The 14,240-nt window shown below is 59.1% G+C and carries 11 protein-coding genes and 1 pseudogene; 10 read left to right on the top strand and 2 right to left on the bottom strand.

The annotated features are described in order from the left end of the window. The first annotated feature begins 76 nt into the window (after positions 1-76). From AOC04_RS08450 to AOC04_RS08415, 8 genes are all read left to right on the top strand, one after another. Positions 77-1,012 (top strand): AraC family transcriptional regulator, encoded by a 936-nt coding sequence (locus AOC04_RS08450; RefSeq protein WP_060692375.1) that lies wholly within the window; start codon positions 77-79, stop codon positions 1,010-1,012. Between the two features lie 140 nt (positions 1,013-1,152). Next, entirely contained in the window at positions 1,153-2,463 is a 1,311-nt protein-coding gene (locus AOC04_RS08445; RefSeq protein ID WP_060692372.1) for an ABC transporter substrate-binding protein, read from the top strand. 130 nt (positions 2,464-2,593) lie between these two features. Then, positions 2,594-3,520: a carbohydrate ABC transporter permease gene (locus tag AOC04_RS08440; protein WP_060692370.1), complete on the top strand. Its 927-nt coding sequence runs from the start codon at positions 2,594-2,596 to the stop codon at positions 3,518-3,520. Between the two features lie 7 nt (positions 3,521-3,527). Next, positions 3,528-4,361: a carbohydrate ABC transporter permease gene (locus tag AOC04_RS08435; RefSeq protein WP_060692369.1), complete on the top strand. Its 834-nt coding sequence runs from the start codon at positions 3,528-3,530 to the stop codon at positions 4,359-4,361. A gap of 22 nt (positions 4,362-4,383) precedes the next feature. Then, positions 4,384-5,487: an ABC transporter ATP-binding protein gene (locus AOC04_RS08430; protein WP_060692366.1), complete on the top strand. Its 1,104-nt coding sequence runs from the start codon at positions 4,384-4,386 to the stop codon at positions 5,485-5,487. 19 nt (positions 5,488-5,506) lie between these two features. After that, positions 5,507-6,982 carry a mannitol dehydrogenase family protein gene (locus AOC04_RS08425; protein WP_060692364.1) on the top strand — a complete coding sequence of 492 codons (1,476 nt, stop codon included), beginning with the start codon at positions 5,507-5,509 and terminating at the stop codon, positions 6,980-6,982. A gap of 197 nt (positions 6,983-7,179) precedes the next feature. After that, positions 7,180-8,661, top strand: a complete 1,482-nt coding sequence (gene xylB / locus AOC04_RS08420; protein ID WP_060692362.1) for a xylulokinase — start codon at positions 7,180-7,182, stop codon at positions 8,659-8,661. Between the two features lie 6 nt (positions 8,662-8,667). Further along, the gene (locus AOC04_RS08415; RefSeq protein WP_060692359.1) at positions 8,668-9,606 is read left to right on the top strand and encodes a carbohydrate kinase family protein; all 939 of its coding nucleotides are present in this window, start codon (positions 8,668-8,670) and stop codon (positions 9,604-9,606) included. An 80-nt stretch (positions 9,607-9,686) separates the two neighbouring features. Here the strand turns inward: AOC04_RS08415 and AOC04_RS08410 are convergent, their stop codons facing one another. Next, the gene (locus tag AOC04_RS08410) at positions 9,687-10,988 is read right to left on the bottom strand and encodes an OprD family porin (RefSeq protein ID WP_060692356.1); all 1,302 of its coding nucleotides are present in this window, start codon (positions 10,986-10,988) and stop codon (positions 9,687-9,689) included. A gap of 242 nt (positions 10,989-11,230) precedes the next feature. Here AOC04_RS08410 and AOC04_RS08405 point away from each other — a divergent pair. Both AOC04_RS08405 and AOC04_RS08400 read left to right on the top strand, forming a co-directional pair. Beyond that, positions 11,231-12,529, top strand: a pseudogene (locus AOC04_RS08405) (ATP-binding protein); the annotation flags it as partial. 69 nt (positions 12,530-12,598) lie between these two features. Continuing rightward, complete coding sequence (locus AOC04_RS08400; protein WP_003445327.1) at positions 12,599-12,874, top strand: peptidylprolyl isomerase; 276 nt, start codon at positions 12,599-12,601, stop codon at positions 12,872-12,874. 103 nt (positions 12,875-12,977) lie between these two features. On the opposite strand, the gene AOC04_RS08395 is transcribed toward AOC04_RS08400, so the two are convergent. Then, complete coding sequence (locus AOC04_RS08395) at positions 12,978-14,189, bottom strand: amino acid deaminase (protein WP_060692351.1); 1,212 nt, start codon at positions 14,187-14,189, stop codon at positions 12,978-12,980. Positions 14,190-14,240: the final 51 nt, after the last annotated feature.

Raw genomic sequence — 14,240 nt, 5'->3', positions numbered from 1 at the left:
ATAGAGCCGCGGCTGGCAGGAATATTCAAAAGGCAGCATGATCAGCCCCATAACAAGACTACCAGCGGCCAAGCCCATGACACGTCCCGCCAGAGCTACAGACCCTTCATACGAATTGATGGACGACCACAATGGCCTGTCGATTATCTACCGCCAGCATGGTTTCCCCTGCCCGCTGGTGCGCTGGCATTTCCACAAGGAGTACGAACTGCACCTGATTGTGGCCAGCAGCGGCAAAGTATTTGTAGGCGACTATATCGGCAACTTCTACCCCGAGACGCTGTTCCTCACCGGCCCCAACCTGCCCCACAACTGGATCAGCCAGGTGGCCGAAGATGAAGTGGTGCCGACCCGCGACATGCTGGTCAACTTCACCGATGAGCTGCTGGGCAGCGCCGCCTCGGTCTTTACCGAGCTCAAGGGCCTCACGCCGATGCTGGAACGGGCACAGTACGGCATTGAATTTCACTGCAAAGCCACCATCCGCAGAGCCATGGCGCTGATGCAGACCATCGCCAGTGCCACCGGAGTGACCCGCCTCGGGCATTTTTTGATTCTGATGCAGCTGCTGGCGGACTGTGACGACTATCAACTGTTGTCCGGCGTCACCTCAGGCAATCTGGCCGACGAACACACCATTGACCGTACCAACCGCGCCGTGGATTACATCTTCAGCCACTATGCCCGGGAGCTGACCCTTGAAGAAGTCGCCGACTACATGGGCATGAAACCCACCTACTTTTCCAGGGTATTCAAGCAAGCCACGGGGCGCTGTTTTATCGAGTTCGTCAATCGCCTGCGTATCAGCAAGTCCTGCGAACTACTGGCCGATGGGCGAAAAGCGGTGACTGACGTGTGTTTTGAGTCGGGTTTCAGCAATATTTCCAACTTCAACCGTCGCTTTCAGCAACTTAAAGGCATGACCCCGTCCCACTACCGCCGCCTGGCCGTGCAGCGTTTGACCGAGCAAAACCTGCCGGTGCTGAGCGAACGCCTGCGCAGTGCAAAATAGTATCGGTACGAGTGCTACCAGTGATTTGTCACGCCGGTGATTGAGGGCTGTAATCCGCCCTATGCGCTCGCTTGAGCGGGCAGCCATAAAAACAATAACCGTCCTTCACGGCCGCCTTGGTCGATGAAGTGGAGTGCTCAATGAATATTCCTGTCAAAGCGTTATGTGTGGCCATGTGCATGACCCTCAGCGGTATCAGCCTGGGCGCGCAAACCCTGACCATTGCGACGGTCAACAACAGCGACATGATCCGCATGCAAAAGCTGTCGAAAACTTTCGAGAGCGAACACCCGGATATCAAGCTCAACTGGGTGGTGCTGGAAGAAAACGTGCTGCGCCAACGCCTCACCACAGACATTGCCACCCAGGGCGGCCAGTTCGATGTGCTGACCATCGGCATGTACGAAGCCGCACTTTGGGGTGCCAAGGGCTGGCTGGAGCCGATGAACGATCTGCCAGCGTCCTACGCCATTGAAGATGTATTTCCCTCGGTACGCGATGGCCTGTCAGTCAAGGGCACGCTCTACGCCCTGCCGTTTTATGCCGAAAGCTCGATGACCTACTACCGTACTGACTTGTTCAAGGAAGCCGGGCTGACCATGCCCGAGCACCCGACCTGGGAACAGATTGCAGAATTCGCCAAAACCCTGAACAAACCCGAAAAAGAGCAATACGGTATTTGCCTGCGTGGCAAAGCGGGCTGGGGTGAAAACATGGCGCTGATCAGCACCATCGCCAATGCCTACGGCGCGCGCTGGTTCGATGAGAAGTGGCAGCCCGAGTTCACCGGCCCGGAGTGGAAGAACGCCCTCAACTTTTACGTCAACACCATGAAAGCCGCAGGCCCCCCGGGCGCCACCAGCAACGGCTTCAACGAGAACCTGGCCCTGTTCAACAGCGGCAAATGTGCGATCTGGGTCGACGCCAGCGTTGCCGGTTCATTTGTCACCGACCCGACCCAGAGCAAGGTGGCCGATCATGTCGGCTTTACCTTCGCCCCCCATGCAGTGACCGACAAAGGCAGCGCCTGGCTGTACTCCTGGGCGCTGGCCATTCCCACCACCTCCAAAGCCAAGGACGCCGCCAGGACCTTCAGCACCTGGGCCACCTCCAAAGAGTACGGGGCCCTGGTGGCCGAGAAAGACGGCATTGCCAATGTGCCGCCGGGCACTCGTGCCTCGACCTACAGCGACGCCTACCTCAAGGCGGCACCCTTTGCCAAAGTGACCCTGGAATCGCTCAAGGCCGCCAAGCCCAATGACCCTACGCTCAAGCCTGTCCCTTACGTCGGTATACAGCTGGTCACCATTCCGGAGTTCCAGGCCGTGGGCACCCAGGTCGGCAAGTTGTTCTCTGCCGCGCTGATTGGCCAGATGACGGTTGATCAGGCCCTGGCCGCGGCACAACAGACCACCGAGCGCGAAATGAAACGCGCGGGTTACCCAAAATAAAAACGGGATAGCCTCCCAAATTTGTGGGAGCTGGCTTGCCAGCGATGCTAACAACCCGATCTGACTTTCAGATTGAGTAGATGCCATCGCAGGCAAGCCAGCGCCTACAAAAGCACAGGTGCCATTCACCATGACGACTTCGACTGTTACGACAGCGATTGACGCCCCGTTACCGGTGCGTAAATCACGGCTGTTCAACCCCGGCTGGTTTCTGGTCACGCCTTCAGTGGCGTTATTGCTGCTGTGGATGATCGTGCCTCTGGGCATGACCCTGTACTTCTCGCTGATTCGCTACAACCTGCTGTATCCCGGTGAAAACCAGTTTGTGGGGCTGGAAAACTTCACCTACTTCCTGACCGACTCGGGGTTCTTGCCCGGGGCGACCAATACCCTGCTGCTGGTGGGCAGTGTATTGCTGATCAGTGTGGTGCTCGGGGTGTTGATCAGTGCCCTGCTGGAGGCCAGTGAATTCATGGGCCGCGGCATCGTGCGGGTGCTGCTGATTTCACCGTTTTTCATCATGCCCACCGTAGGTGCGCTGATCTGGAAAAACCTGATTTTCCATCCCGTGTCCGGGGTGCTCGCCGCGGTCTGGAAACTGTTTGGTGCCCAGCCGATTGACTGGCTGGCGCACTACCCGCTGTTGTCGATCATCATCATTGTGTCGTGGCAATGGCTGCCCTTCGCGATCCTGATCCTGATGACCGCCATGCAGTCCCTCGACCAGGACCAGAAAGAAGCCGCACGCCTGGATGGCGCCGGCCCCATCGCGATTTTCTGGCACCTGACACTGCCGCACCTGGCGCGCCCGATCGCCGTGGTGGTGATGATCGAAACCATCTTCCTGCTCTCGGTATTTGCCGAAATCTTCACCACCACCAATGGCGGCCCGGGCTACGCCTCGACCAACCTGGCCTACCTGATCTACAACCAGGCGCTGGTGCAGTTCGATGTGGGCATGGCCTCGGCCGGCGGGCTGATCGCCGTCGTGATCGCCAATATCGCGGCCATCATCCTGGTGCGCATGCTGGGCAAAAACCTGACTGACAAGCCGTGAGGGCCAAGTGATGACACTCCAACAATCGCGGCGCCTGCAAAGCCTGTTGCTCGGCACCCTGGCCTGGGCCATCGCCATCCTGATTTTCTTCCCGATCTTCTGGATGGTGCTGACCAGCTTCAAAACCGAGCTCGACGCGTTTGCCACGCCGCCACAGTTCATTTTCACCCCGACCCTGGAAAACTACCTGCACATTGAAGAGCGCAGCGGGTATTTCCACTTTGCCTGGAACTCGGTGGTGATCTCGTTTACCGCAACCGCCCTGTGCATGCTGATCGCCATCCCGGCCGCGTATTCCATGGCCTTTTACGAGACCAAACGCACCAAGGGCACGCTGTTGTGGATGCTCTCCACCAAGATGCTGCCGCCGGTGGGGGTGCTGATGCCGATTTACCTGCTGGCCAAATCCTTTGGCCTGCTGGACACCCGTACCGCGCTGATCATCATCTACACCCTGATCAACCTGCCGATCGTGGTCTGGATGATTTACACCTACTTCAAGGACATCCCCAAGGACATCCTTGAAGCGGCCCGCCTGGACGGGGCCACCCTGTGGCAGGAGATGGTTCGCGTGCTGCTGCCCATCAGCAAGGGCGGGCTGGCCTCGACCCTGTTGCTGTCGCTGATTCTGTGCTGGAACGAGGCCTTCTGGTCGCTGAACCTGACCTCATCCAGCGCAGCACCACTGACCGCACTGATCGCTTCGTACTCCAGCCCCGAAGGTTTGTTCTGGGCCAAATTGTCTGCCGTCTCGACCCTGGCCTGTGCCCCGATCCTGATTTTTGGCTGGATCAGCCAGAAACAGCTGGTACGCGGCTTGTCCTTCGGCGCAGTTAAATAAAAATCACGATTGGAGGCCCGTCATGGCCAACCTGAAAATCAAGAATTTGCAAAAAGGCTTTGAAGGTTTCTCGATCATCAAGGGCATTGATCTTGAAGTGAACGACCGTGAATTCGTGGTCTTTGTCGGCCCGTCGGGGTGCGGCAAGTCCACCTTGTTGCGCCTGATTGCCGGTCTTGAAGAAGTGACTGACGGCACCATCGAGCTGGACGGTCGCGACATCACCGAAGTCAGCCCGGCCAAGCGCGACCTGGCCATGGTGTTCCAGACCTACGCCCTGTACCCGCACATGACCGTGCGCAAGAACATGTCATTTGCCCTCGACCTGGCAGGCGTGCCCAAAGCCGAGGTCGAGAAAAAGGTCAACGAAGCGGCGCGCATTCTTGAGCTTGCGCCGTTGCTCGAACGCAAGCCCAAGCACTTGTCCGGAGGGCAACGCCAGCGCGTGGCGATTGGCCGGGCAATCGTACGCAACCCGAAGATATTCCTGTTTGACGAACCCCTGTCCAACCTCGATGCGGCCCTGCGGGTACAAATGCGTCTGGAACTGGCGCGCCTGCATCAGGAGCTGCAAGCAACCATGATTTACGTGACCCACGACCAGGTCGAAGCCATGACCCTGGCCGACAAGGTGGTGGTACTCAATGCCGGGAAAGTCGAGCAGGTCGGCTCACCGCTGGATTTGTATCACCAGCCGGTCAACCTGTTCGTCGCCGGTTTTCTGGGCACCCCGAAAATGGGTTTCCTCAAAGGCAAGGTCAGCCGGGTTGAGGCCCAAAGCTGCGAAGTTGAACTGGACGCCGGCACCCGCATCCAATTGCCATTGAGCGGTGCCTCATTGAGCGTGGGCGGTGAGGTCACCCTGGGGATCCGCCCGGAACACCTGAATCTGGCCAAGCCCGGCGACTGCACCCTGACCGTTACCGCCGATGTCGGCGAGCGACTGGGCAGCGACACCTATTGCCATGTGATTACTGCCTGCGGCGAGCCCCTGACCATGCGCATTCGCGGAGACATGGCGAGCCAGTATGGCGAGCAGCTGCACTTGCACCTGGACAGTGAACACTGCCACCTCTTCGACGCACAGGGGCTGGCCATCACCCGCCCGCTGCGCGCTGCTGCCTAACGTTTTTGAGATCGCATCCATGAAACTCAATCGCCGAAACCTCGATAACCTGACCCATAAAGTTGAAAAGCCGACCTATCTTGCGAGCGACACACGGCACGGCATAGCCCATATCGGGGTCGGTGGATTTCACCGCGCACACCAGGCCTTTTATACCGATGCGCTGATGAACCAGGGTCGCGACCTGGATTGGGGCATTTGCGGCATCGGCCTGCGGGCAGAGGACCGCAAAATGCGCGATGACCTGGCCGGTCAGGACTATCTCTACACCCTGTTCGAACTGGGCGACCGCGACGATACCCAAAGCCGCATCATCGGCTCGATCAGTGACATGCTACTGGCCGAGGACAGTATCGAGGCGGTACTCGACAAGCTCGCCAGCCCGGATATCCGCATCGTCTCGCTGACCATCACCGAAGGCGGTTATTGCATAGACGACAGCAGCGGCGAATTCATGGCCACCCTGCCCCAGATCCAGCAGGATCTGGCTCACCCGAAAAAACCGCGGACCGTATTCGGCGTGTTGTTTGCCGCCCTCGCCCGGCGCCGGGCAGCGGGCACCGCGGCCTTTACCGTGATGTCCTGCGATAACCTGCCGCACAACGGCGGTGTGGCGCGCAAAGCCCTGCTGGCCTATGCAGCCCTGAGCGATGCCGACCTGCATGACTGGATTGCCATCCATGTCAGCTTTCCCAACGCCATGGTTGACCGCATTACCCCCATGACCAGCAACGCCCATCGTCTGCAACTGCATGATCAATTGGGTATCGACGATGACTGGCCGGTGGTTTGCGAGCCGTTCATCCAGTGGGTGCTTGAAGACAAGTTCAGCGACGGCCGTCCGGCCTGGGAAACCGTCGGCGTGCAAATGACCGATGACGTCACGCCCTACGAAGAGATGAAAATCAAGCTGCTCAACGGCAGTCACCTGGCGCTGACCTACCTGGGATTTCTCAAGGGCTATCGTTTCGTCCACGAGACCATGAATGACCCGCTGTTCGTGGCCTACATGCGCGCCTACATGGACCTGGACGTGACCCCGCAACTGGCACCGGTGCCCGGCATAGACCTCACGGCGTACAAAGACACCCTGGTCGAGCGGTTCTCCAATCAGGCCATCGCCGACCAACTGGAGCGCGTGTGCTCCGATGGCTCGTCAAAATTCCCCAAGTTCACGGTACCCACCCTCAACCGCTTGATTGCCGATGGCCGCGAGCTGAAACGTGCGGCGCTGGTCGTAGCGGCCTGGGCGCTGTATCTCAAGGGCGTTGACGAGAATGGCCAGACCTATGCAATACCGGACCCCAGGGCTGAATTTTGTCAGGCACTGGTCAAAGATGACGCACTGATCGTGCAGCGGTTGCTGGGTGTGGAGGAGATATTTGGCGGTGCCATTGCCCAGTCTGCCGAGTTTGTTGCTGCATTTGAGTGGTGCCTCAACAGTTTGCGTGACGTCGGGGTAACTGCCACCCTGGAACACCTGGTACAGCACTGAACTGTTCTGCCGCAATCCCGTTCTGCCCTCCTGTAGGAGCGAGCTTGTCTCGCGATGATTGTTAACGAAAGCACGTTTTTACAAGTTGAACACGACGCTCTCGAGGCCATCGCGAGACAAGCTCGCTCCTGCAATTGAGATAGCAGTGGTTTTAGGGGTTACGGTATTTCTCCGGATTCTGATTAGGTTAACGCCCCATGAATCACTTATTTCTCGGCATCGATTGCGGCACCCAGGGGACCAAGGCGTTGATCCTCGACAGCCAGTCCGGCCAGGTACTGGGCCAGGGTTCGGCGCCGCACACGCTGATTCAGGGTGAGCACGGTCGCCGCGAGCAGGACGCCGCCCAATGGTTGCAGGCCCTGACGACCGCCACACAACAGGCGCTGGCGGCAGCCGGAGTCAGCGGTCAGCAAATCCGCGGGATCGGGGTCAGCGGCCAGCAACACGGGCTGGTACTGCTGGATGCCCAGGGTCAAGTGCTGCGCCCGGCCAAACTCTGGTGCGACACCGAATCTGCCCCCGAAAACCGCCAACTGCTGGAATGGATGGGCGGTGAAGCCGGTTCACTGCAACGCCTGGGGCTGGTCATCGCTCCGGGTTATACGGTGTCCAAGCTACTCTGGACCCGCCATCACCATCGCCAGGTCTTTGAACGCATCGCGCATATCCTGCTGCCCCATGACTATCTCAACTACTGGCTCACGGGCCGCTTGTGCAGTGAATATGGCGATGCCTCCGGTACCGGCTATTTCAACGTACGAACCCGCCAGTGGGACCTCGAAATACTGCGTTATATCGACCCCGAGGGGCGGCTGGAACACGCGTTGCCCGAACTGATCGACTCCCGCGCGCCCGCAGGCAAGCTGCGGCCTGAAATTGCCCGGTTGCTGGGCCTCAATCCCGAGGCGGTGGTCTCCAGCGGCGGCGGTGACAATATGCTCGGCGCCATTGGCACCGGCAATATCGAACCCGGCATCATCACCATGAGCCTCGGTTCTTCTGGCACCGTCTATGCCTTTGACCCGCAGCCACAGGCCCGCCCGGACGCTGCGGTTGCCAACTTTTGTTCGTCCAGCGGCGGCTGGCTGCCGTTGATTTGCACCCTCAACCTGACCAATGTCACCGGCGCCATACGCGAGGTGCTGGGTCTGTCCCTGGATGATTTCAATCAATTGGCCCGCCAGGCGCCGATTGGCGCTGAAGGCATCAGCATGCTGCCGTTTCTCAACGGCGAACGGGTGCCCGCACTGCCCGGCGCCACTGGCAGTATTCAAGGCCTGACCCTGACCAATTTTAACCAGGCCAACCTGTGCCGGGCGGCCATTGAAGGCACCACCTTCGGTTTGCGTTATGGTCTGGACCTGCTGCGCCGCGACGGCCTGCAAAGCCACACCATCCTGTTGGTGGGGGGAGGCTCAAAAAGTTCGCTGTGGCGCCAGATCGTGGCCGATATCATGGACACCAGGGTCATCTGCGCCGAACAAAGCGAGGCCGCTGCACTGGGCGCGGCCATTCAGGCAGCATGGTGTACAGGTGAAGGTACCCTTGAGCAACTGTGTCAACGTTGCGTGCGCCTTGATCACGCCAGCGAAACCCGGCCCGATGCCAACAACGTTGCGGCCTACGAACAATCCTATGTGCGCTACCGTCTACAGGTCGCGGCCTTATCCGAGTAAAAGTTTATGTATCTGGTGTGTGGTGAAGCGTTATTTGATTTTTTTGCCCGGTCGGACAGCGGTGGGCAGGCAGGCAAAGTGGACTTCAAGGCGATTGCCGGAGGGTCACCGTTCAACGTTGCCGTAGGCCTGCGTCGCCTGGGCATCGAAGCCGGCATGTTTGCCGGGATTTCGACCGATTATCTGGGGCGACGGTTAAAACAGGTCTTGACCGAAGAAGGCGTCAGCCATGAGTTTTTACTGGATATGGACGCTCCCACCACGCTGGCCATGGTCGCACTGGACGCCAATGGATCGCCCGCCTACAGCTTTCGCGGCGAAGGCTGTGCCGACCGGCAACTGCATGTCCACCACCTGCCGCAATTGGGACCGCAGGTACGCGGCGTCCATGTCGGGTCGTTTTCCCTGGTGGTACAACCGATTGCCGACACCCTGCTGGCCCTGGTAAAGCGTGAAAGCGGACGCCGCCTGATCAGTCTCGACCCGAATGTGCGGCTCAATCCTGAGCCGGATATTGAAGTGTGGCGCCAACGGATCAAGCAACTGATCCCCTATGCCGACCTGATCAAAGTCAGCGATGAAGATCTTGAACTGCTGTACCCGGGGCAAGACCCGCAACACATTGCCCAATCATGGCTGGGGCAACGCTGCCAGCTGGTGTTTTTGACCCGCGGGGCCGAAGGCGCCAGCGTGTTCAGTCGCGAGCACGGTCAACACAGCGTCACTGCCAGTACGGTAAAAGTTGCCGACACCGTGGGTGCCGGCGATACCTTTCAGGCGGCGGTGATCGCCTGGCTGACCGAGCATGAACTGGACTCGATCGAAGGCTTGCAACAACTGAGCAAACCCCAGATCGGCGCCCTGCTCGACTTCGCCAGCCGCGCGGCGGCGCTGACCTGCAGCAAAACCGGACCGGACCTGCCCTACCGCCACCAGTTGGATTGATCACCCCCCGCCCTCTGTAGGAGCGAGCTTGCCTCGCGAGCTCTTCTACAAGCTCGCTCCTACAGGTCAGGGGCGGGGTATCACCAGATCGACACGTTATAGCTGACGATCAGGCGGGTCTCATCCACATCACGGGCGAACTGCGCGTAGTTGGTGCGATACGTGGCGTTGCGCAAGCGCAAGCTGACGTCCTTGAACGTACCGCCTTGCACGATGTACTTGAGTTCGCTGTCGCGTTCCCACTCTTTGCCTTCTTCGCTGCGACCCACCACTTTGATGTGGTCGCCATTGACATAACGGGTCAGGAACGACAAACCGTTAATGCCTACCGCCTTGAAGTCATAGTCATAACGCAGCTGCCACGAACGCTCCTGGGCGTTGGCGAAGTCGTTGACCTGCAAATAGTTGACCAGATACGGGTTGCTGCCATCCAGGTACGGCATCGAGGTGTCGCCGTTCATGCGCTGCCAGCCGGCGCTGATTTTATGGCCGGCCACTGCGTAGCCGAACATAGCGCCAAGCGCCCGGTTATCGATGGTCGAGGCCTTGGCCGAGCCTGCGTCATCACTCTTGATCAAGCGCACATCTGCCGACAGCACGCCCGGGCCGACAGGCTGACTGGCCAGCACACCGACAAACTGCTGGCGGTAAATGTCTTCCAGTTCGCCATAGTGGTATTGCGCTGTCAGCCGCTCGTTAACCTTGTAGTCCAGGCCATACATATTGAAATGGTCGGCGGTGACATTGCAGGTAAAACGCTTGTTCTTGCAGTTCAGGCGCAGGTCCTGAGCGTCGGTGGAGTCGCGCGCGGTGTAGCGGTCAAGCCGCGAGGCCATGAACTTCAGGTCCTTGAATTCCTCAGAGACCAGCATCGCGCCATTGAACATGTTTGGCAGCAAACGGCCGTCGTTGTATTTGAGCAAAGGCAGGTCGGGCAACAGCGCGCCGTACTTGAGAACGCTGTGTGAGACACGCATTTTGGCGGTCAGGCCGAATTTGGCGTACTGATCCTTGGAACGACGGGGATCACTTCCGGTCGAAGGTAGCAATCCACTGTTGCTGTCAGCGGGGCTGGAGTCGATTTTCAGCCCCAACATGCCCAAGGCATCGAGCCCGAAGCCCACCGTGCCTTCGGTGTAGCCCGATTGCAGATTGAGAATAAAGCCTTGAGCCGTCTCATCACGCTTGGAGGCGCCCTGGGGGTTTGAAGTGCTGCCATCACGGAAGTCGCGGTTGAAATACACCGTTCGCGCTTCCAGCCTGGCGCTGCTGTCTTCAATGAACCCGCCAGCCTGGGCCTGTGTTGCAAGACCGGTACACACCGCCAGTGCGCCGACACGTGCAACCCGGCAATGCGTCAACAATGAAAAAGGGACAACCATGGACAAGCTCCAGCAGCGAATGACGCGCAAAACAGAAACAATCGAAGACGCGCTCGGGGTTAACCACCCAAACGGGATTCTTCGATCAAAAAAGAGGGCGCAATTGTACGAAAGGCTAAGCCTGAGCCTCACTCGACCTTAGTCGTACTGTCAAAGCCGGGCTTCTCAGCACCAATGATAGCCTTTCGCCTTCATTCAGCCTCTAATGGGCACATTTTCAGTTTCAACCTCGGGACTTATCCATGAGCGCCGTATTTACTGTCAGCCAACGTGGGGCATTAGCCCGCAGCCCCTTGGGTGAAGTCGCAAACTGGCCTCAGAGCTTGCGCACCAGCGCGCAGCTTGTACTCAATTCCCCGCTGCCGATGTTGCTGCTTTGGGGCGAGCAACTGACCCAGATTTACAACGACAGTTTTGCAGCGCTGGCGGGCAACAAGCACCCGGGCGTCTTTGGCCAGCCCATGCAGCGCTGCTGGCCGGAGTTCCGTGAATACAGCCAGCCGATCATCGACGCCGTACTGGCAGGTGAAAACCGTTCGTATACAGACCAGTACTACGTGCTCCCGGACCAGCATCTGGCAACCGAGCTGTGGCTGGACCTGACCTTCAGTCCCGTTTTCGATGAAGCGGACAAGGTGGCCGGTATTTTGATGATTGCGGTCCAGACATCCCGGCGCCGAACGGCAATCAAGCGCACCGCACAAGCCTTGCGTGAACTTAATGACACCCTTGAAGAGCGTGTCACGGAGCGTACCCAAGCCCTGGCCGAAGCCAACGATCAACTGCAGCGCGAGATGATCGAACGCGAAAGGATTGAAGACACCCTCCGGCATGCGCAGAAAATGGAGGCGGTTGGCCAGTTGACCGGCGGTATCGCCCACGACTTCAACAACATGCTGACCGGCATCATTGCCAGCCTGGACCTGGCCAAGCGTTATATCGCGGCCGGACGCAGTGACGAGATAGGCCGCTTTACCGATGCCGCCGTCGCTTCAGCGCAACGGGCAGCCGCCCTGACCCATCGCCTGCTGGCGTTTTCACGCCGCCAGGCTCTGGACCGTAAACCTCTGGACCCTAATGCTCTGGTGATTTCACTGCAGGAGCTGTTCAGCCGTACCAAGGGTTCACACATCGACCTGAAGGTTGAACTGGGCAAAGACATCTGGGCGGTCAACACCGATACCGGCCAGCTTGAAAGCGCCCTGCTCAACCTGATTATCAATGCCTGCGATGCCATGCCCGAGGGTGGGACACTGGTGGTCAAAACCGCTAACAGCTACCTGGATGCCAGTCATCTGAGCACCCTCGAAGCGGTCAAGTCCGGTGAGTATGTGTTGCTTGAGGTCTGCGATAACGGCAGCGGTATGTCGCCGGACATCCTGGCCAAGGCATTTGACCCCTTTTTCACCACCAAGCCTGTGGGTCAGGGTACCGGTCTGGGGCTATCAATGATTTACGGCTTTGCCCGCCAGTCTGGCGGTCATGTGACGATCAGCAGCGAAATCGACAACGGCACCTGCGTGCGCCTGTACCTGCCGCGCTACGACAGCAAAACTCAGGCATAATCCGCGACCGCGCAATTTGCCCCACAGTTTCAAGGTATACGCCCCATGAAAGCTCAAGCCCGCCATATCCTGGTGAAAACCGCCGAAGAAGCCGAGTCGCTCAAGCAACGCATCGCCAAGGGCGAAGCCTTTGACGTTTTGGCGAAAAAATTCTCCACCTGCCCGTCGGGCAAGCGTGGGGGTGATTTGGGGGAGGTTCGGCCGGGGCAGATGGTGGGCGTTATCGACCAGATCATCTTCAAAAAGCCGTTGCGGGTGGTGCACGGACCGATCAAAAGCAAGTTCGGCTATCACCTGGTGCAAGTGTTCTACCGCGACTGAAACACCGCTAGCCCCCCTGTAGGAGCGAGCTTGCTCGCGAGCTTTTCTGCCGCTAACAGCTCGCGAGACAAGCTCGCTCCTACAGAAGCCTGGTGCGCAGGTTTCAGAACACTATTTCTAGGCTCTCAACGACATTCAGTTGCTCATCCACAAGGCAGCCCGTACGCCATTTGTCGAACGTCAGGCAAGGATGCGAGGTACCAAAACTGATGATGTCGCCTACCTTCAGTTCAGTGCCCGCAGCAATGGTCATGAAAGCGTGCTGATCCATCACCGCCGTGACCGTGCAGGCACTGACATCATCACCGACCGCCGGCAGTACACCTTCGCGGTAACGTTTTAACGGCATTGGCAAGCCCGCATCGTAGGCCACATCGCGTTTGCCCAGCGCTATCACGGCAAAGCCCGGTTCCGGCAACGACTGGACATGGGCCCAGACTTCCAGCGCCGGGCGCAGGCCTTCATGCAAGTCGCTGCGTCGATCCAGTACGCAGCACTGGGCGTCCTTGTAGATCCCGTGGTCGTGCACCACATAACTGCCGGGGCGCAGGATGCTCAGGAAACGCCCGCTGGCCGCTTCGGCTTCAAAACCTTCGGCGATCAGGTCATACCAGGCCGAACCCGACGCCGTGATGATCGGCTTGTCCAGCGCAAACGCGCCATCCTGTTGCAGCTCAAGGGCCAGGCGTACCAGGGACGCGGCAAACGCACGAATGCCGCTGACCGCCTGATCGCCGTGAATCACCCCCTCGTAACCTTCGATCCCGGTCAGGGCCAGCGCCGGTTGTGCCCTGATCGCAGCGGCCAGGTCGAGTACCTGTTGCTCGGTGCGACAGCCACAACGTCCGCCGACCACGCCGTATTCGATCATGACGTTCAGGCGCTGACCACGCTCGGCAAAAAATGCGCCCAGCGCTTGCACGTTATCCGGATGGTCGACCATGCAGTGAAATTCGAAGGTCACGTCTTGCTGCAAATCGGCGATCAGCGCCATATTGGCGCGGCCGACCAATTGGTTGGCCATCAACACCCGGCGCACGCCCCCGGCATAGGCCGTGCAGGTCTGCACCGCACTGGCCAGGGTCATGCCCCAGGCGCCCTGCTCCAACTGGCGGCGAAACAACGCCGGGCACATGCTGGTTTTGCCATGGGGGGCCAGTTGCGCGCCGCTGCGGGAGACGAAGTCCTGCATCCAGCGAATATTGTGCTCCAGGGGATCACGGTGAATCACCAGCGCCGGCAAACTGACATCTCGGACTAGATGGTCGGCGGGGTCGGCAGCGCCTTTGAGTACCAGGGCTTTGTTCAACTTCATCGACACACTCAATTCCTCACGTTTTGTTTTTATTGCGAGCTGCTTAGCGCT

It is taken from the genome of Pseudomonas versuta (assembly GCF_001294575.1).
Taxonomy (GTDB): domain Bacteria; phylum Pseudomonadota; class Gammaproteobacteria; order Pseudomonadales; family Pseudomonadaceae; genus Aquipseudomonas; species Aquipseudomonas versuta.
The sequence above is the reverse complement of the archived record's forward strand: the minus strand, read 5'-3'. Positions and strand labels throughout refer to the sequence as shown.

Bases quoted from the DNA above. Each gene is read 5' to 3' on its own strand.
- AOC04_RS08415 (WP_060692359.1), top strand. From the start codon at position 8,668: ATGTATCTGGTGTGTGGTGAAGCGTTATTTGATTTTTTTGCCCGGTCG.
- AOC04_RS08430 (WP_060692366.1), top strand. From the start codon at position 4,384: ATGGCCAACCTGAAAATCAAGAATTTGCAAAAAGGCTTTGAAGGTTTC.
- AOC04_RS08425 (WP_060692364.1), top strand. From the start codon at position 5,507: ATGAAACTCAATCGCCGAAACCTCGATAACCTGACCCATAAAGTTGAA.
- AOC04_RS08445 (WP_060692372.1), top strand. From the start codon at position 1,153: ATGAATATTCCTGTCAAAGCGTTATGTGTGGCCATGTGCATGACCCTC.
- AOC04_RS08450 (WP_060692375.1), top strand. From the start codon at position 77: ATGACACGTCCCGCCAGAGCTACAGACCCTTCATACGAATTGATGGAC.
- AOC04_RS08400 (WP_003445327.1), top strand. From the start codon at position 12,599: ATGAAAGCTCAAGCCCGCCATATCCTGGTGAAAACCGCCGAAGAAGCC.
- AOC04_RS08410 (WP_060692356.1), bottom strand. From the start codon at position 10,988: ATGGTTGTCCCTTTTTCATTGTTGACGCATTGCCGGGTTGCACGTGTC.
- AOC04_RS08440 (WP_060692370.1), top strand. From the start codon at position 2,594: ATGACGACTTCGACTGTTACGACAGCGATTGACGCCCCGTTACCGGTG.
- xylB (WP_060692362.1), top strand. From the start codon at position 7,180: ATGAATCACTTATTTCTCGGCATCGATTGCGGCACCCAGGGGACCAAG.
- AOC04_RS08395 (WP_060692351.1), bottom strand. From the start codon at position 14,189: ATGAAGTTGAACAAAGCCCTGGTACTCAAAGGCGCTGCCGACCCCGCC.